At 70.6% G+C, this 21792-nt stretch carries 19 protein-coding genes; 4 read left to right on the plus strand and 15 right to left on the minus strand.

The features are described from left to right. On the plus strand, positions 1–423 hold a 423-nt coding region (locus AB0305_RS16230; RefSeq protein WP_366173396.1), incomplete at its 5' end, for a hypothetical protein. Here the strand turns inward: AB0305_RS16230 and tyrS are convergent. The 4 genes from tyrS to AB0305_RS16250 form a co-directional block, all read right to left on the minus strand. Next, entirely contained in the window at positions 420–1730 is a 1311-nt protein-coding gene (gene tyrS, locus AB0305_RS16235; protein ID WP_364137289.1) for a tyrosine--tRNA ligase, read from the minus strand. The genes AB0305_RS16230 and tyrS overlap by 4 nt on opposite strands. A 31-nt stretch (positions 1731–1761) precedes the next feature. Next, a complete protein-coding gene (locus AB0305_RS16240; RefSeq protein ID WP_364137287.1) occupies positions 1762–3990 on the minus strand; it encodes an AAA family ATPase in 2229 nt (742 codons plus the stop codon). Between the two features lie 159 nt (positions 3991–4149). Continuing rightward, positions 4150–4656, minus strand: coding sequence for an adenine phosphoribosyltransferase (locus AB0305_RS16245; RefSeq protein WP_364137334.1), 507 nt, complete (start codon positions 4654–4656; stop codon positions 4150–4152). A 123-nt stretch (positions 4657–4779) separates the two neighbouring features. Beyond that, positions 4780–5439: a DNA-3-methyladenine glycosylase gene (locus AB0305_RS16250; protein ID WP_290258265.1), complete on the minus strand. Its 660-nt coding sequence runs from the start codon at positions 5437–5439 to the stop codon at positions 4780–4782. Positions 5440–5569: 130 nt separating this feature from the next. Here AB0305_RS16250 and AB0305_RS16255 point away from each other — a divergent pair, with 130 nt between their 5' ends. Both AB0305_RS16255 and AB0305_RS16260 read left to right on the plus strand, forming a co-directional pair. Continuing rightward, a complete protein-coding gene (locus tag AB0305_RS16255) occupies positions 5570–7138 on the plus strand; it encodes an AlkA N-terminal domain-containing protein (RefSeq protein WP_366173399.1) in 1569 nt (522 codons plus the stop codon). Beyond that, positions 7135–7644: a methylated-DNA--[protein]-cysteine S-methyltransferase gene (locus AB0305_RS16260; protein WP_364137284.1), complete on the plus strand. Its 510-nt coding sequence runs from the start codon at positions 7135–7137 to the stop codon at positions 7642–7644. Before AB0305_RS16255 ends, AB0305_RS16260 begins: the two co-directional genes overlap by 4 nt. Before the next feature lie 19 nt (positions 7645–7663). Here AB0305_RS16260 and AB0305_RS16265 read toward each other — a convergent pair whose 3' ends face one another. The 10 genes from AB0305_RS16265 to argC form a co-directional block, all read right to left on the minus strand. Then, on the minus strand, positions 7664–8404 hold the full coding sequence (locus AB0305_RS16265) for a maleylpyruvate isomerase family mycothiol-dependent enzyme (RefSeq protein WP_364137282.1): 741 nt from the start codon (positions 8402–8404) through the stop codon (positions 7664–7666). Between the two features lie 76 nt (positions 8405–8480). After that, positions 8481–9002, minus strand: coding sequence for a pyridoxamine 5'-phosphate oxidase family protein (locus AB0305_RS16270; RefSeq protein WP_364137280.1), 522 nt, complete (start codon positions 9000–9002; stop codon positions 8481–8483). A 141-nt stretch (positions 9003–9143) separates the two neighbouring features. After that, on the minus strand, positions 9144–10571 hold the full coding sequence (argH, locus tag AB0305_RS16275; RefSeq protein ID WP_364137278.1) for an argininosuccinate lyase: 1428 nt from the start codon (positions 10569–10571) through the stop codon (positions 9144–9146). Between the two features lie 5 nt (positions 10572–10576). Further along, positions 10577–11782: an argininosuccinate synthase gene (locus AB0305_RS16280; protein WP_290258272.1), complete on the minus strand. Its 1206-nt coding sequence runs from the start codon at positions 11780–11782 to the stop codon at positions 10577–10579. Between the two features lie 69 nt (positions 11783–11851). Next, a complete protein-coding gene (locus tag AB0305_RS16285; protein WP_290258273.1) occupies positions 11852–12382 on the minus strand; it encodes an arginine repressor in 531 nt (176 codons plus the stop codon). Further along, on the minus strand, positions 12382–13374 hold the full coding sequence (gene argF / locus AB0305_RS16290) for an ornithine carbamoyltransferase (protein WP_364137333.1): 993 nt from the start codon (positions 13372–13374) through the stop codon (positions 12382–12384). Before argF ends, AB0305_RS16285 begins: the two co-directional genes overlap by 1 nt. 11 nt (positions 13375–13385) lie before the next feature. Further along, the gene (locus tag AB0305_RS16295) at positions 13386–14612 is read right to left on the minus strand and encodes an acetylornithine transaminase (protein ID WP_364137331.1); all 1227 of its coding nucleotides are present in this window, start codon (positions 14610–14612) and stop codon (positions 13386–13388) included. A gap of 170 nt (positions 14613–14782) precedes the next feature. After that, positions 14783–15715, minus strand: a complete 933-nt coding sequence (gene argB, locus AB0305_RS16300; RefSeq protein ID WP_364137275.1) for an acetylglutamate kinase — start codon at positions 15713–15715, stop codon at positions 14783–14785. A 54-nt stretch (positions 15716–15769) separates the two neighbouring features. Then, positions 15770–16936, minus strand: coding sequence for a bifunctional glutamate N-acetyltransferase/amino-acid acetyltransferase ArgJ (gene argJ / locus AB0305_RS16305; RefSeq protein WP_364137274.1), 1167 nt, complete (start codon positions 16934–16936; stop codon positions 15770–15772). Next, positions 16933–17964, minus strand: a complete 1032-nt coding sequence (gene argC / locus AB0305_RS16310) for an N-acetyl-gamma-glutamyl-phosphate reductase (protein ID WP_364137272.1) — start codon at positions 17962–17964, stop codon at positions 16933–16935. Before argC ends, argJ begins: the two co-directional genes overlap by 4 nt. 191 nt (positions 17965–18155) lie before the next feature. On the opposite strand from argC, the gene AB0305_RS16315 reads away from it, so the two are divergent. Next, complete coding sequence (locus tag AB0305_RS16315) at positions 18156–19121, plus strand: quinone oxidoreductase (RefSeq protein WP_364137270.1); 966 nt, start codon at positions 18156–18158, stop codon at positions 19119–19121. A 126-nt stretch (positions 19122–19247) separates the two neighbouring features. On the opposite strand, the gene pheT is transcribed toward AB0305_RS16315, so the two are convergent. Beyond that, positions 19248–21791, minus strand: a complete 2544-nt coding sequence (pheT, locus tag AB0305_RS16320; RefSeq protein ID WP_364137268.1) for a phenylalanine--tRNA ligase subunit beta — start codon at positions 21789–21791, stop codon at positions 19248–19250. Position 21792 lies beyond the last annotated feature (1 nt).

Here is a 21792-nt window from a genome sequence, read left to right on the forward strand (position 1 = left end):
CACCACAGGGGCGGCACGATTCGGCAATTTCAACCAATCAATAAAACAATCGGTATCAACAAACTTGGCACACTATTGAGTTCTCAAACAACAGAAGCATTCGAATACTTTTTGAAACAATTTCTTTTGTTTCGCATTTCTTCGCTGCGATGTTTACAGCTTATTTCATTCATTTCTACTTTGCAAATCCGTATTTTCATCCGGAATTCATCTGTAAAAGTGAATCCGCCCAGCAAAGGAGGATCAATTTCGATTCCCAGCGTTCAGCGCCGGAAGAATTGCTTCTCAGTGTTGGGGGTTGGTCGCCACTCAGCGGCGGCGACTCAGAAAACACTACACGCTCCCCTCCGGACGTGCAAATCCCGCGGGGGACGGACGTCTGGAGAGGAGCGTGCAGGAGGAAACGGCGGCCGTAGCGGCTAGCGGGAAACCTCCACCGTGGCGAGGTTCTTCTTGCCGCGGCGCAGCAGCAGGTAGCGGCCGTGGAGCAGTTCGGCTTCGGACACCACGGCGTCGGGATCGGTGACCTTGACGTTGTTCACGTAGGCGCCGCCCTCCCCCACGGTGCGCCGGGCCGCCGACTTGCTCTCGGCCAGTCCGGTGGCGACCAGCAGGTCGATGATGCCCAAGTCCGAGGCCGGCACGGTGGCGGACGGGAGTTCGGCCGTCGCCGCGCGCAGGGTGTCGGCGTCGAGCCCGGCCAGCTCGCCGCCGCCGAAGACGGCGGCGGAGGCGGCGATGACCTTTTCGGTCGCCTCGACGCCGTGCACCAGGGAGGTCACCTCGTAGGCGAGCTTCCGCTGGCCCTCCCGGGCGAACGGACGCTCGGCCACGGAAGCCTCCAGCGCCTCGATCTCGGCGCGGCTGAGGAATGTGAAGACCTTGAGCCGTGCGGCGACGTCGGCGTCGGCCGTGTTGAGCCAGAACTGGTAGAAGGCGTACGGGCTGCACATCTCCGCATCCAGCCAGATGGCGTTGCCCTCGCTCTTACCGAATTTGGTGCCGTCGGAGTTGGTGATCAGCGGCGTGCCGAGGGCGTGGACGTGCTTGCCCTCCACCTTGCGGATCAGTTCCGTGCCGCTGGTGAGGTTGCCCCACTGGTCCGAGCCGCCGGTCTGCAGCATGCAGCCGTAGTCGCGGAACAGTTGGAGGTAGTCCATGCCCTGCAGGATCTGGTAGCTGAACTCGGTGTAGCTGATGCCCTCTTCCGAGTTCAGCCGGGTGGCGACAATGTCCTTCTTGATCATCGTGCCGACGCGGAAGTGCTTGCCGATGCCGCGGAGGAAGTCGATCGCGCTCAAGGGCGCGGTCCAGTCGAGGTTGTTCACCATCCGGGCGGCGTTCTCCCCCTCGAAGCTGAGGAAGCGCTGCACCTGGCCCTGCAGCCGGCCGACCCATTCGGCGACGGTTTCCGGGGTGTTGAGCACCCGTTCCGCGGTCTGCCGCGGGTCGCCGATCAGGCCGGTGGAGCCGCCCACCAGGCCCAGCGGCTTGTGTCCGGCCAGCTGGAGCCGGCGCATCACCAGCAGCTGGACCAGGTTCCCCAGGTGCAGGCTTGGCGCGGTGGGATCGAAGCCGCAGTAGTACGTAATCGGATCGCCGGCGAGGAGCTTCTCCAGCTCAGTCTCGTCGGTCGAGACGTGGACGAGGCCGCGCCAGGTGAGCTCCTGCCAGATGTTGGCGAAACCCGGGTCGTTCTGCTGGGACTGAAGATCAATTTGCTGGGACACGGAATCAAAGGTAGCAGGGGCGCGCCCCTGCCTACTCCTCGATACCGGCGGGAACCCCGGCGGCGGCGATCAGCCGCAGCCGCTGCGTGGGCCGGGTCATGGCGACGTAGAGGTCCCCCACCCGGCCGTGCTCGTGGTTGAGCATCGCCGAGGGCTCCAGCACCACGACACCGTCGAACTCCAGGCCCTTGGCCTCACGGGGGCTGATCACCACGATGTCCTGCTCGTAGCTGCCCGCCCCGGTGCCGATCCGGCGGCCGTAGACGGACCGCAGCGCCGCCGTCGCCTCGCCGAGCAGCGCGCCGTCGGCGATAACCGCCAGCAGGCCGCCTTCGAGGGCGTCGATCTCCTCGGGCAGGACCTCCACCAGCCGCTCCACGACGGCACCCGGGGCGACCTGGTCAATCACCGGGGCCCAGCGGCCCTCGCGGACGGCCTTTGGCGCGGATACGACCAGACCGGCGGCGTTGGCCATCCTGGCCGCGGCCTCGGCGATCTGGGCCGGGGTGCGGTAGTTGACCGTGAGCTCCTCGAGCTGCCAGCGCTCCCCGAACAGGGGTGCCAGTGCGCTCTGCCAGGACTTGGCCCCGGCGACGGAGCTGGTCTGGGCGATGTCGCCGACGATCGTGAAGGACTTCAGCGGGCAGCGGCGGACCAGCAGCCGCCACTGCATGGGCGAGAGTTCCTGCGCCTCGTCCACCACGATGTGCCCGAAGGCCCAGGTGCGGTCGGTGGTGGCGCGCTCGGCCGCGGTGAGCCGGGCCTCGCGTTCCTGGTTCTGGTCGGCCAGCTCCTCGGCGGTGAACAGGGCGTCCACGCCGGCCGCCTCCATGTTGACCAGGGTCTGCTTGGCGTTGGCCAGGTCCCGGGCCCGGTCGTGCTCCTGCTGGGCCAGTCCGCGTCCGGCCGCCGGGTCGAGTTCGCCGAGGAGCTCGGCGGCCTCGTCCAGCAGCGGCACGTCGGCCTCGGTCCAGGGCGCGTCCGCGGGGCGGAGCAGCAGGGCCCGCTCCTCAGCGGTGAGGTGGGGGGTGCAGGCCTCGAGGATGGCCGGCTTGGAGAAGAGTTCGCTGACGAGCTTCTCCGGCGTCATCGGCATCCAGCACAGGTTCAGGGCCACGCGCACGTCGCGGGCGGAGCGGACGTCCTCGGCCAGGTATGAGCGGTCCGCGTTGTTGCCGATGCTGCCGGCTTCGACCAGCTCGGTCATCTGCTCGGTCAGCTCGCGCAGCAGGATTTTGACGAACGTCACGCGCGCCTCGTTGTGCGGCTTGCCGGTGGCGCGGGCCTTGTCCCGGGCGCGGCGGACCTGCCGCGGGGTGAGCACGAGCTTGCGGCCGTCCACCTCGAGGGTGCGGTTGGCGGGGACGATCCGCTGCCGGTTGGCGACCGCGTTCGCGATCACCCCGGCCATGTCCAGGCGGCCCTTAAGCGCGGCGACGTCGGAATCCTCTTCCGCGACGGCGTGGATGCCGGGCATCAGCCGGCCCAGGCTCGCCATCACGACGCCGGTCTCGCCCAGGGAGGGCAGCACGCGTTCGATGTAGTTCATGAACGACGACGACGGGCCGACCAGCAGCACGCCTGCGGTCTTCAGCCGGTCCCGGTGCGTATAGAGCAGGTAGGCGGCGCGGTGGAGGGCGACGGCGGTCTTGCCGGTGCCGGGACCGCCCTGGACCACGAGGGCGCCCGAGATCGAGGAGCGGATGATGCGGTCCTGCTCGGACTGGATGGTGCTGACGATGTCGGACATCCGGCCGGTGCGCTTGGAGTTCAGCGCCGCAAGCAACGCGCCCTCCCCCTGGAGCGAGTCGTCGTCGGCGAGCATGTCGGCGTCGAGGACGTCATCCTCGATCGCCTTGACCTCCCGGCCCTGCAGGATCAGGTGCCGGCGGCGGCGGACGCCCTGCCGGTCGAACGCGGTGGCCTGGTAGAAGTGGCCGGCCTCGGGGGCACGCCAGTCGACCATCAGCCGCTGCAGGTCCTCGGTGGTCAGGCCGATGCGGCCGATGTATTGCTCCTCGCCGGAGTCGAGGTCGAGGCGGCCGAAGACCAGCCGGTCGTCGACGGCGTCAAGCTGGGCGAGGCGGTCCTCGTACAGGGCGGCGAACGCGTCGCGCTCGGAGACGTTCTGCATGGTGCCGACGGCGCCCGCGCGCCGGACCTGGGCCAGCTGGGCCCGCTTTTCCGCCCGCAGTTCATCCAACCGGGCGTACAGGCCGGCCACGTAGTCGCGCTCGTGGGCCAAATCAGCGTCGTGCATGGAACGTTCCCCTATCGAAAAAGACAGACCAACCATTCTACGGCAATTTCGGCAATCTCTCCCGAAATATGTCGGTTTTCTTCCGGCCGGACTTTGCAGGCATTCTACCGACGCGGCCGCGCCCGTCCAGTGACCCGGGCGGCTCCCCCTGCGGCGTGGCTAGAGCCGCAGCAGGGAGTGGATCTGCTGCTGTCCCAGCGCGGCCCGGCCGGCCAGGTCCTCGAGCTCCATCACGACGCCGACGCCGGCGACGGTGATGCCGCAGCGTTCGAACAGCCGCGCCGCGGCGCCAAGGGTCCCGCCGGTTGCCAGCACGTCATCGAGGATGAGGACGCGGCTGCCAGGTGCAAGGTCGGTGGTGTGCAGTTCGAGGGTGGCGGAGCCGTATTCCAGCGCGTAGTCCTCCGAGACCACGGCGCGGGGCAGTTTCCCGGCCTTGCGGACGGTGATGACGCCGGTGCCGGTGGCGTACGCGGCGGCGGCGGCCAGCAGGAATCCGCGGGCTTCGACGCCGGCGACGGCGTCGAAGGTGCCAAGGAATGGCCGGACCAGGGCATCGACGACGGCCTTGAACGCGGCGGGGTCGGCGAAGACGGGGGTCAGGTCCTTGAAGGTGATGCCGGGCTTGGGATAGTCCGGCACGGTGGCGCAGAGGCTGTCGATCAGGTGCTCGACGGCGGGGCCGGTCTCGGTCGTGCCGTCGACGGCGGGGCCGGTCTCGGCGGTGCCGGTTGCGCTGGCGCCGGTGGACGTACTGGTGTGCTGCTCGGTGGAATTCACCGAATAATTCTACCGGCCGGTAGCCGAGCCGCGGGGCCGGGGTTTCGCGGCCTTGTAGCGGGAGACGGTCGGGTCCCCGCTGAGCCAGAACCGCCACGGATAGTCGCTGGTGCCGCCCGCCCCGGAGACGCCGACGCGCGGCCCGGAGCTGATGCCCGCGGCCGGACCGGCGGGCAGTTCGAGACGGAAGGGCTCGGCCAGCGCGTCCCGGCCGCTGTCCGCCGTCGTCAGTCCCAGCGCCGTGGCGAGCCGGGCGGGTCCGCTGGCCAGGTCCGCGGGGCTCTTCGACGTCGGCCGCCGCGAACGGGCCAGCTCCTCCCCCGTAACCACCTCGCCGGCGCGCAGCAGCAGGGCGGACGCCGTGCCCTCGGGGCCGCAGACGATGTTCGTGCAGTGGTGCATGCCGTAGGTGAAGTAGACGTAGAGGTGACCGGCCGGGCCGAACATCGGGGCGTTGCGCCGGGTCTGTCCCCGGAACGTGTGCGAACCCGGGTCCGGGTGCAGTGAGTCCTCCGGGCCGAGGTAGGCCTCCACCTCAGTGATCCGAACGGCCACGTGCCCGGCATGGCTCTCGTGGGTCAGGACGGCGCCGAGCAGCAGCGGCGCGACGGTCCGGGCGTCCCCGGACAACAGGGCGCGCACGGCCGCGGGCGTCAGCGAGGAGTCCATGCTCAGACCGTAGCAAACACGTCCCCGGGCCGGGTCTGCCGGACGGCCCCGGCCGGACACTGCCGGGAGGCCTCACGCCCGTGTCCGATTTCCGCTAGCTTGGCCGTCCGGCGGCTGGCAGGATGGAGGAATGGATTTTTGGCAGCGCTACAGGGCGATTGACGCGCGGGACACCCGGTTCGACGGGCAGTTCTACACGGCGGTCCGCACCACGGGCATCTACTGCCGTCCATCGTGCCCTGCCCGGACGCCGAAGGCTGGCAACGTCACCTTCTACGAGACGTCCGCGGCCGCCCACGAGGCGGGCTACCGCGCCTGCAAGCGCTGCCTCCCCGAGGCGGTCCCGGGCACCCCGGCCTGGAACGTGCGCACCGACGTCGCCGCCCGCGCGATGCGGCTGATCAACGACGGCGTGATCGACCGCGACGGCGTCGAGGGCCTCGCCGCCCGGCTGGGCTACTCGGCCCGGCAGCTGAACCGGATCCTCAGCCACGAACTCGGCGCCGGCCCGCTGGCCCTGGCCCGGGCCAGCCGCGCGCAGACGGCCAGGACGCTGCTGGTCTCGACGCCGATGAAGGCCACCGACGTCGCGTTCGCCGCCGGTTTCAGCAGCGTCCGGCAGTTCAACGACACCATCGCGGAGGTGTTCGCCATGACGCCGTCCGCGCTGCGCGCCACCGCTTGCCACCACGGCCCTGCCCGCCCGGCACCGGGCTCGACGGCCCTGACCCTGAGCCTGCCGTACCGGGCGCCGTTCGACCCCGGGGTTTTCGGTTTCCTGGCCGTCCGTGCCCACCCCCGGGTCGAGGAGGGCACGGACCGGTCCTACGCCCGCACCCTGCGGCTGGCCCACGGGGACGCCCGGTTCCGGGTGGAGTACGCCGCAGAAGAGGCGGCCCGGCCACTCCGGCTCACCATCGGGGCGGTGGACCTGCGGGACCTGCCGGCCCTGCTCAGCCGTGTCCGCCGGCTGCTGGATCTCGACGCGGACCCGTCGGCGATCGACGCCGCCCTGGGGGCGGACCCCCGGCTGCGGGGCTCGGTGGCCGAGGCGCCGGGGATGCGGATGCCGGGCGCGATCGATCCGCAGGAACTGCTGGTCCGCGCCATGATCGGCCAGCAGATCACCGTCGCGGCGGCCCGCACCGCCCTGGCGCAACTGTCCGCCTGTGGGCAGGACAGCACAGTCCCCGCGGACGGGCTGGACCGGATGTTTCCCACCGCGGCGGAGATCGCCGGGGGCGGCCGGGAGCTGCTGCGCGGACCGCGGCGGCGGATCGACTCGATCCTCGGGGCCGCGGCGGCCATGGCGGACGGCAGCCTGGACTTCGGCTACGGCGACAACCCGGAGAGCCTGCGCTCGAAGCTCCTGCCGCTGGCCGGCGTCGGCCCCTGGACGGTGGGGTACGTGTCCATGCGCGTGCTCGGCGCCCCGGACGTGTTCCTGGCCAACGACGCCGCCGTCCGCAACGGCGTCCGGTCGCTCGCCGCGGCCGCCGGTTCCGTGGCAGGGTCCTCGCCCGACCCCGGCACCGGCACCGGCTCCGGCTCCGTCCCGGGCTCCCCCACCCTGTCCCCCGATTTCAGCGAGGTCAGCCCGTGGCGTTCCTACGCCACCATGCACCTCTGGCGCGCGGCGGCAGCGGCGCAGGCCGCAGCCCGAACCTCCACCAAGCCACGAAAGAAAGCAACGACATGACGGCCCAGCTCCTGACCCTGTCCACCCCGGACGGTCCCTTCACCATCATTGCCCGCGACGGCGCCGTCCTGGCCTCGGGCTGGACGGCGGAACCGGGCGCCCTGACCGGCCAGATCCACCCCACGCTACGGCCCACCGAGTACCAGGATGTGTCCGGCCTGGGTGCCATCTCGGCGGCGGTCGAGGAGTTCTACGCCGGCAGCCCGGAGGCTGCCATGGCGGTGCCGGTGCTGCAGAAATCGGGCCCGTTCCGTGCCCACGCCTGGGACATGCTTCGGACCGTCGCCGCCGGACACCCGGTGACCTATACCGAGTACGCGGAACTCGCCGGCAACGCCAAGGCGGTCCGGGCCGCGGCCAGCGCCTGCGCGTTCAATGCCGCCGCGCTCTTCGTCCCCTGCCACCGGGTCATCCGCACCGACGGGACCCTGGGGGGCTTCCGCTGGGGCCTGCCCGTCAAGGAAAGCCTGCTGGCCCGCGAGGCCGGGCAGGCGCCCCGGGGTTAGGTGCCCCGGGCTCCGCCTGCTACTTCGTGACGGGGACTCCCGCCGGCCAGGGCAGCAGGGCCGGAAGGTCGACGCCGTCGGCCGCCGCGGTGGCGCGCAGGCTGCCCAGGGTGGGGGTTCGCCCGGCGAGCCAGGCCGCGATGTCGGTCAGCATCCCGTTGATGGCGGTAGAGCGGCCGCCCGGCGCGCCGATGGCCACCGAGGGCAGGCCGAGCGGCTGCAGCACGAACCGCTGCCCCTCGGGCACCCGCGCGGCCAGGAAGTCGAAGAGGTGCTCGCAGAACGGCCGGCTCCAGGTCTCCGGGCCGCGGCCCGTCCCAAGGTCCGTGGCGTGGATGGTCAGCTCGCGCCAGAGCGCCAGGCCGCCGTCGAGGACGACGCCGTCCCGGAACGTGATGGGCGCCCGCCAGCCCGCCTCGTCGAGCGAACCGAAGGCGGCCAGCGCCCGATCGATGGCCGTGCCCACGGCGGCGCGGTGCTGGTCCGCGCCGTGGCCGGCGGCCAGTTCAATGGCCCGGTTGCGGCCTTCGAAGCCGCCGTCGTAAAGCTCGACGCGTTCCCCGCGGGTGGCGTGCTCCACCTGCCGGGCCATGGCGGTGGCAATCCCGTTGATGTGGGCCAGGACGTGGCCGCGGGTCCAGCCGGGCAGTTCCGACGGCGCGGACACCGCGGCGTCGTCCAGTCCGGCGGCGACTCCGGTCACGACGTCGGCGGCGCGGCGGAGTTCTGCCAGGAGGTTTTCGGGGGTGATGGAAGTCATGGCGCCCATCCTAACGGAGCACTTTGATTAATCCGGATTAACCGGTGTCCTGCGTCGCGGACGGGATTCGCGCCGGCTAGAACGGGCCGTAGCGGTGCCGGATGTGCCGCCGGTCGTGGCGGGCCTGCCAGAATTCGAGCTCCCTGGGTCGCAGTGCGTACAGCTGCCAGGCAGGGTTGGTGCTGCCGTCGGCTCCGGGCCGGGCGTCCCAGTCGGCGGCGGAGGCCTCGGCGGAGAGTTCCAGGACCTCGCCGGCGACGCGGACCTGGCGTCCCAGCGGCTGCCAGAAGAAGTTGAGCGCGGCGTTGGGGTTTTCGGCCAGTTCCCGGCCCTTGCGGGACTCACGGGAGGTGGCGAAGTGCCAGCCGGCGTCGTCGATGTCCTTGAGGATCAGCATCCTGGCCGAGGGGCGGCCCTGCGCGTCGGCGGTGGCCAGGCTGCAGGCATTGGGCTGCGGCACCCCGGCGGCCAGGGCATCGTCGAACCACTGCCGGAACAGCTGCTCCGGGTCCTCCGGGGCCAGCTCCGGATCGAAGTCGGGAAGCTCGGCCGGGAAGTCTGGCAGGGCGCGCAGCATGCGCCGGAAGGATTCGCTCATTCCGCCATGCTAGAGCGGGAAGCTCCGGCGGCCAACGCAGAACGCTCCCTCACCTTTGGCAGGAAATCCACCGACGCTCCTGCAACGGGTGCAGGAGCGTCGGTGGAAACGCTGCCAGAAGTGAGGGAGCGTCCGGAGGGGCTAGCCGGCGTAGGCGCGCACGCCTTCCAGCTCGGCCTCGAGCGCCTGCAGCTGGCGTTCGACCGCGGCCGGAGCGGTGCCGCCCTGGGAGTTGCGGCTGTTCAGCGACCCCTCCGTGGACAGGACCGTGCGGACCTCCGGCGTGAGGTGCTCCGAGATGGCCGCGTATTCCTCGTCGGTCAGGTCCCAGAGTTCGACGCCGCGGCTTTCGGCCTGCTTGACGGCGGCACCGGAGAGCTCGTGCGCCTCGCGGAACGGCACGCCCTGGCGGACCAGCCATTCGGCGATGTCGGTGGCCAGCGCGAAGCCCTGGGGTGCCAGGGACTCCATCCGCTCGGTGTTGAACGTCAGGGTCGCGATCATGCCGGAGACGGCCGGGAGCAGCAGCTCCAGGGTGTCGGCGGCGTCGAAGACCGGTTCCTTGTCCTCCTGCAGGTCCCGGTTGTACGCCAGCGGCAGGCCCTTCAGGGTGGCCAGCAGCCCGGTCAGGTCGCCAATCAGGCGGCCGGCCTTGCCGCGGGCCAGCTCGGCCACGTCCGGGTTCTTCTTCTGCGGCATGATCGAGGAGCCGGTGGAGTAGGAATCATCCAGGGTCACGAAGGAGAACTCCTTGGTGGCCCAGAGGATCACTTCCTCCGAGACCCGGGACAGGTCCACCCCGATCATGGCGGAGACCCAGGCGAACTCGGCGAAGACGTCGCGCGCTGCGGTGCCATCGATCGAGTTGTGCGCCGCGGAGAAGAAGCCCAGGTCCGCGGCGACGGCCTCAGGATCCAGGCCCAGCGAGGACCCGGCCAAGGCGCCGGAGCCGTAGGGCGAGACGCCGGCGCGCTTGTCCCAGTCGGCGAGCCGCTGCACGTCGCGCAGCAGCGCCCAGGCGTGGGCCAGCAGGTGGTGGCTGAGCAGCACCGGCTGGGCGTGCTGGAGGTGCGTCCGTCCCGGCATCGCCACGCCGTGGTGGGCCTTGGCCTGGTCCACCAGCGCGTCGATCGTGGCGAGCACGCCGCGGGCGATGATCCGGGCGTGGTCGCGCAGGAACATCCGGCCCAGGGTGGCCACCTGGTCGTTGCGGGACCGGCCGGCGCGGAGCTTGCCGCCCAGCTGGGGCCCGGCCCGCTCGATCAGGCCGCGTTCGAGCGAACCGTGCACGTCCTCGTCGGATTCGGCCGGGGTGTACGCGCCGGAGGCGACGTCCGCGTCCAGCCGGTCCAGGGCGTCCAGCATGCCGGCCAGCTCGCCGTCGTCGAGCAGCCCGGCCTTGTGCAGCACGCGGGCGTGCGCCTTGGACCCGGCGATGTCGTAGCGGGCCAGCCGCCAGTCGAAGTGCGTGGACTTGCTCAGGGCCGCGAGGGCGTCCGCGGGGCCGCCGGCGAACCGGCCGCCCCACAGCGCGCCGGTGTTCGTGGCTTCGGACTTATGCTCAGCCACGCGGGCTACTTTCCGGCGACGCGGATGTCGCGGCCGGAGGCGACCTTGGCGGACATGCCCCACAGCTCGATGAAGCCGCGCGCCATGGACTGGTCGAAGGTGTCGCCGGTGTCGTAGGTGGCGAGGTCGAAGTCGTACAGCGAGGTGTCCGAGCGGCGGCCGGTGACGACGGCCTGCCCGCCGTGCAGGGTCATGCGGATGTCGCCGGAGACGTACTTCTGGGTGTCCTCGATGAAGGCGTCCAGGGAGCGCTTGAGCGGGGAGAACCACTGGCCGTCGTAGACCAGCTCGGACCAGCGCTGGCCGACCGTGGCCTTGAAGCGGGCCTGCTCGCGCTCGATCGTGACGTCCTCGAGGTGCTTGTGCGCGGTGATCAGCGCCATGGCGCCGGGGGCCTCATAGATCTCGCGCGACTTGATGCCGACGAGGCGGTCCTCGACGACGTCGATGCGGCCCACGCCCTGGGCGCCGGCGCGGCGGTTCAGTTCCTGGATGGCCTGCAGCGGGGTGACCTTGACGCCGTCGATCGCGACCGGGATGCCGGCTTCGAAGGAGATGATGACCTCATCCGGGGCCGGGGGGAACTCCGGGGTGGCGGTGTAGTCGTAGATGTCCTTGGTGGGACCGTTCCAGATGTCCTCGAGGTAGCCGGTCTCGACGGCGCGGCCCCAGACGTTCTGGTCGATCGAGTACGGGTTCTTCTTGGTGGTCTCGATCGGCAGGCCCTTTTCCTCGGCGAAGGCGATGGCCTTGTCGCGGGTGAGCGCCAGGTCGCGGACCGGGGCGATGCACTTCAGGTCGGGGCCGAGGGTCTGGATGCCGACCTCGAAGCGGACCTGGTCGTTGCCCTTGCCGGTGCAGCCGTGGGCCACCGTGGTGGCGCCGAATTCGCGGGCGGCCTTAACCAGGTGCTTGACGATCACCGGGCGGGAGATCGCGGAGACCAGCGGGTAGTGGCCCTGGTACAGGGCGTTGGCCTTGAGGGTGGGCATGCAGTATTCGTTGGCGAACTCGTCGGAGGCGTCGGCCACGTAGGCCTCGACGGCGCCGCAGCCGAGGGCGCGCTGGCGAATGGTCTCCAGCGACTCGCCGCCCTGTCCGACGTCGACCGCCACGGCGATGACCTCGGCGCCGGTCGCTTCACCGATCCAGCCGATGGCCACGGAAGTATCGAGGCCACCGGAGTAGGCCAGCACAATACGCTCAGTCACTTCAAATGCTCCTTATGTTGGGGAATTCTGTTGGGTCGTTGGTACAAGTGTGCGCCACGGACGGCCGGTCTATTGGCCGGTTTCGTCGGCCATGGCGAGGAAGCGGGCGGCGACGTCGGCCCCGCCGGCCGGGTCGCGGGTGACCAGCAGGACGGTGTCGTCCCCGGCGATGGTGCCCAGGATGGACGGCATCACCGAGTGGTCGATCGCCAGGGCCAGGAAGTTCGCCGCGCCCGGCGGGGTCCGGAGCACCACGAGGTTTCCGGAGGCCTCGGCGGTGACCAGCAGTTCGCCGCAGAGCCGGGCGAGGCGCGCGTCCAGGATTTCCTGGGTGACGCCGCTCTTGGCGCCGCGTTCGCCGCCCTCGCCGGGGACCGCGTAGACCAGGACACCTTCCTTGCCGCGGACCCGGACGGCGCCGAGTTCCACTAGGTCCCGGGACAGGGTGGCCTGGGTGACCTGCACGCCGTCGTCCGCCAGCAGGGCCGCCAGCTCGGCCTGGGAGCGGACGGATTCGCCGGTCAGGATCGCGGCGATCCGGGCCTGGCGGGCCGTCTTGGTGGCCGGGCTGGCGCCCTGCGCGGCGGGCTGGACGGACATCAGTCCGCCCCGTCGACCGGTGCCAGGCCCTCGACGACGGCGAGGCCGGAATGGTGCATCAGCCAGGCCATCAGGGCCTTCTGCGCATGCAGCCGGTTTTCGGCCTCGTCCCAGACCACGGACTGCGGGCCGTCGATCACGCCGGCGGAGATCTCGTAGCCGCGGTAGGCGGGCAGGCAGTGCAGCACGACGGCGTCGGGCGCGGCGAGGGTCATGGCGTCCTCGTCGACGGAGTAGTCCCGGAACAGCTGCATCCGGGCTTCCTTCTCGTCCTCCTGGCCCATGGAGACCCAGGTGTCGGTGGCGACGACGTCGGCGCCGCGCAGGGCCTCGGCGGCGTCGGCCGTGATGAGAACGGAGCCGCCGGTCCCGGCGGCGCGTTCCTCGGCGGCGGCGACGATCTCCGGCGCCGGCAGGTAGCCCTCCGGGCCGCTGATCCGAACGTGCATGCCGGCGGTGACGCCGGCCAGCAGGTAGGAGTTGGCCATGTTGTTGGCCGCGTCGCCGAGGTAGCTCATGGTCAGGCCGGCGAGGGAGCCCTTGTGCTCCTTGATGGTCAGCAGGTCGGCCAGGAGCTGGCACGGGTGGTAGTCATCGCACAGGGCGTTGATGACGGGGACGGCGGAGTTCGCGGCCATGGCGACCAGTCCCTGGTGCGCTCCGGTGCGCCATACGATCGTGGAGACCATGCGTTCGAGGACCTTTGCGGTGTCCTCGACGGATTCCTTGTGGCCGATCTGGGCCTCGCCGGGGTTGATGATCAGCGCGTTGCCACCCATGTCCGCGACGCCGGTGGCGAAGGAAACCCGGGTACGGGTGGAGGTCTTGTCGAAGATGACGGCGACGGTCTTCCGGCCGCTGGCCTCGGCGGCGTAGGGCTGCACGCTGTACGGGGCGGCCTTCATCCGGACGGCCAGGTCCAGCACCTCGGCCTGCTCGGCCGGGGTCAGGTCCGTGTCCTTGAGGAAGTGGCGGGTCTTCGGCTTTGACATGGCAGTCGCAGTCACTGGGCGTCCTTTGCGGTCTGGAGGAGGGCCGGCAGTGCGGCCAGGAAGCTGTCCGCCTGCGCCTCGGTGAGGATCAGTGGCGGGGCCAGGCGGATGGTGTGCGGGCCGGGGCTGTTGATGATGAACCCGGCGTCCAGGGCGGCGGCGACGACGGCGGGAGCGACATCGGCGTCTAGGTCGAAGCCGATGAGCAGCCCTTCGCCGCGGACCTCGATGACGCCGTCGATCCCGGCGAGGCCGGCGCGCAGGTGCTCCCCCACCTCCCGGACGTGGGCGAGCACCTGCTGGTTCTCCAGCACGTGCAGCGTGGCCAGGGCGGCCGCCGTGGCCACGGGGTTTCCGCCAAAGGTGGTGCCGTGTTGGCCGGCGGTGAGCAGCGCCGAGACCTCCGGGCCGTAGGTGATGAGGGCCCCGATCGGGAAGCCGCCGCCGAGTCCCTTAGCGAGGGTCACGGCGTCGGGCACAATCCCGGCGTCCTCGCTGGCGAGCCACTTGCCGGTCCGGCCGATGCCGGTCTGGACCTCATCGAGGATCAGCAGAGCGCCGGTGGCGGTGGTGGCCTCGCGGGCGGCCTTGAGGTAGCCGGCCGGCAGGGGCCGGACGCCGGCCTCACCCTGGATGGGTTCGAGGATGACGGCAGCCGTGGTCTCGTCGATCTCGGCCAGCAGGGCGTCGATGTCGCCGAACGGGACGTGGACGACGCCGCCGGGCAGGGGCGCGAAGGGTGCCCGGTAGGCCTCCTTGTAGGTGAGAGCCAGCGCGCCCATGGTCCGGCCGTGGAAGGCGCCCTCCAGCGCGATGATCTTGGTGCGCGGGGCCTCTCCATTGTCCGGGCCGGCGCCCGTGTTGCGGCGGGCGAGCTTGAACGCGGCCTCGACTGCCTCGGTGCCGGAGTTCGCGAAGAAGACCTTGGACCCGGCGGGGGCCTTGGCGGTCTCCAGCAGCTTCTCGGCCAGGGCCACCTGGGTGGGGCTGGTGAAGAAGTTGGAGACGTGGCCCAGGGTGGAGAGCTGGCTGGAAATCACCGAGGTGACGAAGGGGTGGGCGTGGCCGAGGGCGTTGACGGCGATGCCGCCGAGCAGGTCCAGGTATTCCTTGCCGTCGGCGTCCCAGACCAGGCAGCCCGCGCCGCGCACCAGCACCCGCTGCGGCGCCCCGAAGACCCCCAGCAGCGAGGAAGAGTAGCGGGAAAGCCACTGCGCACCACTACCCTCTCCGGTCATGACGGCCGCTGAGGGCGCCGGAGCCGAGCCGGCGATGGGGCCCCGGGTGTGGTCGGGCACCGCGATGGGGCCACGGTTTCCGGGGTCCTCGCCCGAGCTTGCGAGGTCGGGGTAAAACTGGGGACGGGCGGGGGCCCCATCGCCGGTCGGCGCCGCGTTCAGGGGTTCGTTCATGAGTTCACTTCCTCATCGGGGACGACCTGGGTGCCGATGCCGGCGGTCGTAAAGGTTTCCAGGAGCATCGAGTGGGCCAGCCGACCGTCGACGATGTGGGCGCGCTCGACGCCGTCGTCGACCGCCTTTAGGCAGGCCGCCATCTTCGGGATCATGCCGGACTCCAGGCGCGGCAGCATCCCGCGCAGCTCGGAGGCGGTCAGCGAGGAGATCAGCGAGGACTTGTCCGGCCAGTTGGCGTAGAGACCCTCCACGTCGGTGAGGATGACCAGCTTGGAGGCACCCAGGGCGGAGGCGACGGCCGCGGCAGCGGTGTCCGCGTTGACGTTAAGGACCTGCCCGGTGGTGGAACCGTCCTCCTCGATTTCGGGGGCAACGGTGGAGATCACGGGAATCCGGCCCGCGGCGATGATGTCCAGGATGCCCTCGGGGTTCACGCCGACGACCTCGCCCACCAGGCCCAGGTCCACGTCCTCGCCGTCGACCACGGTGCCGGTCCGGACGGCCTGCAGCAGGCCGCCGTCCTCGCCGGACATGCCGACGGCGTAGGGGCCGTGGGAGTTGATCAGGCCCACGAGTTCGCGGCCCACCTGGCCGGTGAGGACCATCCGGACCACGTCCATGGCCTCGGGCGTGGTGACGCGCAGGCCGCCCTTGAACTCGGATTCGATGCCGAGCCGGCCGAGCATGGCGTTGATCTGGGGGCCGCCGCCGTGCACCACCACGGGGTGGATGCCGACGTGGTGCAGGAAGACCACGTCCTCGGCGAAGGCGCGGCGCAGCTCGTCGTTGACCATGGCGTTGCCGCCGTATTTGATCACCATGGTGGTGCCGGCGAAGCGCTGGATCCAGGGCAGCGCCTCGATCAGCGTGCCGGCCTTGTCCTGCGCGTCCGCCATGGAGGTGGTCTCGCGGGCTTCGGTGTTCATGGGCGGTGGTCCCTTCCGGGTGGTGGGGTGTCCGTCAGTATGTCCGGCGGCCGGTCAGCTGGAGTAGGCGCTGTTCTCGTGGACGTAGTCGTGGGTCAGGTCGTTGGTCCAGATGGTGGCCTCGGCCTCGCCGGCCCGCAGGTCGATCTCGACCAGGACCTCGCGCGGTTCCAGGTCCACCAAGGATCGGTCCTCCCCGATGCTGCCGTTGCGGCAGATCTGCACACCGTTCATCGCGACGTTGAGCTGGTCCGGTTCGAAGGCGGCGTCCGTGGTGCCGACGGCCGAGAGCACGCGGCCCCAGTTGGGATCCTTGCCGAAGATCGCGGTCTTGAAGAGGTTGGAGCGGGCGACGGCGCGGCTGACCACCTCGGCGTCGCGTTCGTTCGCGGCGTTGAAGGTGCGGATGGCGATGTCGTGGCTGGAGCCCTCGGCGTCGCCGATGAGCTGGCGGGCGAGGTCCGCGCAGACTTGGGTCAGGCCGGCGCCGAACGCCGCGGCGGAGGGGACGGCGCCGGAGGCGCCGGAGGCCAGCAGCACCACGGTGTCGTTGGTGGACATGCAACCGTCCGAGTCGGTCCGGTCGAAGGTGACGCTGGTGGCGTCGCGCAGCACGACGTCGAGCAGTTCGGGCTGGACCTCGGCGTCGGTGGTGAGGACCACGAGCATGGTGGCCAGGCCCGGGGCCAGCATGCCGGCGCCCTTGGCCATGCCGCCGATGGTGAACTGCCGGCCCTCGGCGTCGGTGCCGGTGAAGAGAGCCTGCTTGGAGACCGAGTCGGTGGTCATGATGGCGGCGGCGGCGGCCGGGCCGCCGTCGGCGCTCAATTCGGCGGCGGCGGTGCCGATCGCGGGGACCAGCTTGTCCATCGGCAGCTGTTCGCCGATCAGGCCGGTGGAGCAGACGAAAACGTCCGTCGCCGAGGCGCCGAGGGCCTCGGCGGTCTTTTCGGCGGTGGTGTGGGTGTTCTGGAAGCCCTGCGGGCCGGTGCAGGCGTTGGCGCCACCGGAGTTGAGGATGACGGCGTCCACGCGGCCGTCCTTGATGACCTCGCGGGACCAGTGCACGGGGGCGGCGGCGACGCGGTTGGAGGTGAAGACCGCGGCGGCGGCCTTGGCCGGGCCGTCGTTGACCACCAGGGCCAGGTCCGGGTTGCCGGAGGCCTTGAGGCCCGCCTTGACGCCGGCGGCGCGGAAACCCTTCGGTGCGGTGATGCTCACGGTGCGACTCCCTGCAGGTTGAGGCCGGCGGTTTCCGCCAGGCCGAGGGCGATGTTCATGGACTGGACGGCGCCGCCGGCGGTGCCCTTGGTGAGGTTGTCGATGGCGCAGGTGACGATCACGCGGCCGATCCGCTCGTCGAAGGCCAGCTGCATGGCGGCGTGGTTGGAGCCCTGGACGGACTTGGTGGTGGGCCACTGGCCCTCGGGCAGCAGGTGGACGAAGGGCTCCTCGTCGTAGGCCGCGGCCCAGGCCCGGCGGAGCTCCTCGGCCGTGACGCCCGGCCGCACCTTGGCGGTGGCGGTGGTGAGGATGCCCCGGCTCATCGGCGCGAGGGTGGGAGTGAAGGACACCGTCACGGGCGAGTTCAGCGCGTTGGAGAGGCCCTGCTCGATCTCGGGTGTGTGGCGGTGGCCGCCGCCCACGCCGTAGGGGCTCATCGAGCCCATGACCTCGGAGCCGATCAGGTTCACCTTGGCGGCCTTGCCGGCCCCCGAGGTTCCCGAGGCGGCGACGATGACGACGTCGTCGGCCGCCAGCAGGTGGTTGCTGAAGCCGGGCGTCAACGCCAGCAGCGCCGACGTCGGGTAGCAGCCGGGCACGGCGATGCGGGTCGCGCCGCGCAGGGCCTCCCGCTGGCCCGGCAGCTCGGGCAGGCCGTAGGGCCAGGTGCCGGCGTGCGGGGAGCCGTAGAACTTTTCCCATGCCGCCGCGTCCTGGAGCCGATGGTCGGCGCCGGCGTCGATTACGACCGTGCCCGCGGGCAGCTGCGCTGCGATCGCGGCGGAGGCGCCGTGCGGCAGGGCGAGGAAGACGACGTCGTGCCCGGCGAGGTTCTCCACCGTGGTGTCTTCGAGGATCCGGTCCGCCAAACCATGGAGATGCGGCTGGAGTTCGCCTAGTCTGGAACCGGCGTTGCTGTGCGCCGTGATAGCCCCGATGGTGACGTCCGGGTGGCCGGCAAGCAGCCTGAGCACCTCGCCGCCGGCGTAACCGCTGGCCCCGGAGACGGCAACAGAAATAGTCATAGCCCCCAGCATACAGCAAGACTATGCATCGCTGCTGATATTTATGCATGCTCTCGCGGGCTGACGTCTGGACCCTACCGTGCCCTCTTCCCCGTCATGGATGCTGGGCGGAGCCCGGGCCGGTCCCTAGGATGGTCACAGCACCCCGGGCACGGACCGCCCTGCCCGGAAGGCCCACACGAAGGAGTCACATGACGCACGCTATTGTCGCCCGGCAGGCCGGCGGCCCGGAAGTCCTTGAGCTCTCCCCCATCGACCGGCCCGTCCCCGGCCCCGGCCAGCTGCTGATCAAGGTTGCCGCGGTCGGGGTGAACTTCATCGACACCTACAAGCGCAGCGGCGTCTACAAGGTGGACTACCCCTTCATCCCCGGCTCCGAGGCCTCCGGCACCGTCGAGGAAACCGGCGACGGCGTGACCGGATTCTCCGCGGGCGACCGCGTCGCCACCGCCGAGGGCGTCGCCTGCTACGCCGGGTACGCGCTGGTGGACGCGGACAAGGCGCTGCCGGTGCCCGACGGCGTCGACGACTTCACCGCCGCCGCCCTGCCGCTCCAGGGCATCACCGCTCACTACCTGATCAACTCGACCTTCGAGGTGAAGGCCGGCCAGACGGTGTTGCTGCACGCCGGCGCCGGCGGCGTGGGCCTGCTGCTGATCCAGCTGCTCAAGGCCAAGGGCGCGCGGGTCATCACCACCGTTTCCACCGACGAGAAGGAGGCCCTGGCCCGCGAAGCCGGCGCAGACCATGTGCTGCGGTACGAGGGGTTCGGGGCTAAGGTGCGGGAACTCACCAACGGCGAAGGCGTGCACGTGGTGTACGACGGCGTCGGCAAGGACACCTTCGACGATTCGCTCGCGGCGCTCAGGGTCCGCGGCACCCTGGTGCTCTTCGGCGCCGCCTCCGGCCCGGTACCGGCGGTGGATCCGCAGCGGCTGAACTCCGGCGGCTCGCTCTACCTCACCCGGCCCACCATCGTCCACTACCTGCGGGACGCGAAGGAACGCCGTTGGCGCTCGGACGAGCTCTTCGCCGCCGTCGCCGACGGCAGCCTCAAGGTGCGGATCGGCGCGAAGTACGACCTGGCCGACGCGGCGTCCGCGCACACGGACCTGGAACATCGGCGCACCACCGGCAAGGTCCTGCTGGTCCCATAACGCCCAGCGTCACGTCCGCAACGAGAAAAGCTCCCCGCAACCGGCAGGTTGCGGGGAGCTTATTCGTGGTGCCGGTTTGTACCGACGGATCCTGTTAGCCCTGGCCCCCTTTAGCGCTGCGCCTTGTTACCGCTGGACGGCGCCGAAGCGTTCGTGTGCGGCGGCCACGGCCAGATCACGGGCGGCTGAGGCCTCGTCCGCGGTCAGGGTGCGGTCGTCTGCGCGGAAGCGCAGGTTGAAGGCCAGGGACTTCTTGCCGTCCTCGATGCCCTTACCGGCGTAGACGTCGAACAGGGACACCTCTTCCAGCAGATCGCCGGCGCCCTCGCGGAGCGCCTCCAGCACGTCCCCGGCGGGCACATCGGCCGCCACCACGAGGGCGACGTCCTGGGTGGCCACCGGGTAGCCGGAGATGGGCCGGGCGACGATCACGTCGGCGGCCGCCTCGAACAGGGCGTCCGCGTTCAGTTCCAGCGCCACCGAGCGGGCGGGCATGTCGTGCGCCGCGAGCAGCTTGGGGTGCAGTTCGCCGGCGTAGCCGATCACCTCGCCGGTGCGCAGCGCCAGCTGCGCGGCCCGGCCGGGGTGGAATGCCTGGTGGCTGCCCTGGCTGACGACCAGTTCGACGCCGAGCACGTCGCCGGCCAGCCGGGCGATGTCCAGCGCGTCGGCGTAGTCCCAGGCCCGCGGGGTGTGGGCCGGGGCGGCCGGGCTGTCGTGGCCGGTCAGCACGGCCGCCAGGTGCAGCGGCTGGTCCGGGACGCCGTCGAACAGTCCGTCCAGGACCTCCTCGGCGGGGCGGGCGCCGAGCGGCGGGATCGAGGCGGTGCCGAGGGTCTCCCCCGGCAGGAAGACCAGGCCGGTCTCGAAGAGGGCCAGGTCGCGGAAGCCGCGGGAGTGGTTCCGCTTCGCCACCTCGATCAGGCCGGGCAGGATCGAGGTGCGCAGGAAGCCCTGTTCCTCGCTGATCGGGTTGGCCAGCTTGAGCGCCTTCCGGTCCGCCCCGGCAACCGGGGTCCCGAAGGTGTCGTTGGCGGCCTTGGAGACGAACGGGTAGGCCAGCACCTCGGTGAGGCCGGCGTCGGCGAGGGCCTGGACCAGGCGGCGGCGCTGCTGCTGCACGCGGGTCAGGCCGCGGCCCGGCGGGGCCACCGGCAGCGTGGCGGGGATCTTGTCGTATCCCACCAGCCGCGCGATTTCCTCGGACAGGTCTTCCTTGGTCTCCAGGTCCGTCCGCCAGCTCGGGGCCGTGACGGCGTACCCGGCGTCGGTGGTGCGGACGTCGGCGCCCAGGTCCCGGAGCGAGGTGAGGATCTGCTCCTCGGTGAAGTCGATGCCGATCCGCTCCGAGGCGAAGGTTGCCGGGAGGTCCACGGTGACGGCGTCCGGCGCGGTGCCGACGTCGGTGCCCTCGGCGTCGGCCGTTCCGCCGGCGAGCTCCACCAGCAGGTCGACCACGCGCTGGGCGGCCACCGGGGCGACGTACCAGTCGACGCCGCGCTCGAAGCGCTTGGACGCCTCTGACGGGAGCTTGTGGCGGCGGCGGGACCGGGCGATCGAGACCTCGTCGAAGTGTGCGGACTCGACCAGGATGTTGGTGGTGGCGTCGGAGACCTCGGTCGCCGCGCCGCCCATCACGCCGGCGATGCCGATCGCGCCGGAACCGTCCGTGATCAGCAGGTCCTCGGCGTCGAGCGTGCGCTCCTTGTCGTCGAGGGTGGTGATCTTCTCGCCCTGGGCCGCGCGGCGGACGACGATGCCGCCGGTGAGGGTGTCCAGGTCGTAGCAGTGCGTGGGCTGACCCAGCTCGAGCATCACGTAGTTGGAGATGTCCACCGGCAGCGAGATGGACCGGATGCCGGCGAGCCGCAGCCGGGAGACCATCCACGGCGGGGTCGGCTTCGTGGCGTCGACACCGCGGACGGTGCGGACCACGAACCGGTCGCAGCCGGCATTTCCGTAGATCGGGGCGTCGTCGTTGAGCTTGATGTCGAAGCCGCCGGAAAGTTCCGCCGGGGCGGTGACCTTCGACGCCGGGTCCGTGAACGGCGTTCCGGTGGCGTGGGCGTATTCACGGGCCACGCCGCGGATCGAGAACGCGTAGCCCCGGTCCGGGGTGACGTTGATTTCCGCGGCCTGGTCGTAGAGGCCGAGCAGTTCCATCGCATCGGTGCCGATTTCCGGGTCAAGCCCGATGCGGGAGAGCACCAGGATGCCGTCGTGGTCATCGCCGATGCCGAGTTCCCGCACGGAGGCGATCATGCCGGCGGAGAGGTGGCCGTAGGTTTTGCGCGCGGAGATGCGGAAGTCGCCGGGCAGCACGGCGCCCGGAAGGGTGACCACCACCTTGTCGCCCTCGACGAAGTTGTGCGCGCCGCAGATGATGCCCTGCACGCCGGAGGGGTCGATGCCCTCGCCGGTGAGGGTCTGCTGCTGACCCTCGGGGACCACGCGGACCTGGCACCAGTTGATGGTCTTGCCGTTGGACTGGGGTTCCTTGACCAGGGACAGCACCTGGCCGACGACGATGGGACCCTGCAGGGTGTCGGTGGGCCGGTGCACGGCCTCTTCTTCGAAGCCGACCTTCACGAGGTCGGCCATGACTTCCTCGGCGCTCGCACCGGCAGGAACGGCCGCGAATTCACGCAGCCAGGAAAGGGGGATACGCACT

The sequence above is a fragment of the Arthrobacter sp. NPDC080086 genome, from assembly GCF_040702285.1.

What these genes read in the sequence shown, in the direction of transcription:
- AB0305_RS16315 (WP_364137270.1), top strand. Translation starts at nt 18,156, where the DNA reads ATGACGCACGCTATTGTCGCCCGGCAGGCCGGCGGCCCGGAAGTCCTT.
- AB0305_RS16250 (WP_290258265.1), bottom strand. Translation starts at nt 5,439, where the DNA reads ATGGACTCCTCGCTGACGCCCGCGGCCGTGCGCGCCCTGTTGTCCGGG.
- AB0305_RS16265 (WP_364137282.1), bottom strand. Translation starts at nt 8,404, where the DNA reads ATGACTTCCATCACCCCCGAAAACCTCCTGGCAGAACTCCGCCGCGCC.
- AB0305_RS16240 (WP_364137287.1), bottom strand. Translation starts at nt 3,990, where the DNA reads ATGCACGACGCTGATTTGGCCCACGAGCGCGACTACGTGGCCGGCCTG.
- argC (WP_364137272.1), bottom strand. Translation starts at nt 17,964, where the DNA reads ATGACTATTTCTGTTGCCGTCTCCGGGGCCAGCGGTTACGCCGGCGGC.
- AB0305_RS16255 (WP_366173399.1), top strand. Translation starts at nt 5,570, where the DNA reads ATGGATTTTTGGCAGCGCTACAGGGCGATTGACGCGCGGGACACCCGG.
- argF (WP_364137333.1), bottom strand. Translation starts at nt 13,374, where the DNA reads ATGTCAAAGCCGAAGACCCGCCACTTCCTCAAGGACACGGACCTGACC.
- AB0305_RS16260 (WP_364137284.1), top strand. Translation starts at nt 7,135, where the DNA reads ATGACGGCCCAGCTCCTGACCCTGTCCACCCCGGACGGTCCCTTCACC.
- AB0305_RS16270 (WP_364137280.1), bottom strand. Translation starts at nt 9,002, where the DNA reads ATGAGCGAATCCTTCCGGCGCATGCTGCGCGCCCTGCCAGACTTCCCG.
- argB (WP_364137275.1), bottom strand. Translation starts at nt 15,715, where the DNA reads ATGAACACCGAAGCCCGCGAGACCACCTCCATGGCGGACGCGCAGGAC.
- AB0305_RS16285 (WP_290258273.1), bottom strand. Translation starts at nt 12,382, where the DNA reads ATGTCCGTCCAGCCCGCCGCGCAGGGCGCCAGCCCGGCCACCAAGACG.
- AB0305_RS16295 (WP_364137331.1), bottom strand. Translation starts at nt 14,612, where the DNA reads ATGACCGGAGAGGGTAGTGGTGCGCAGTGGCTTTCCCGCTACTCTTCC.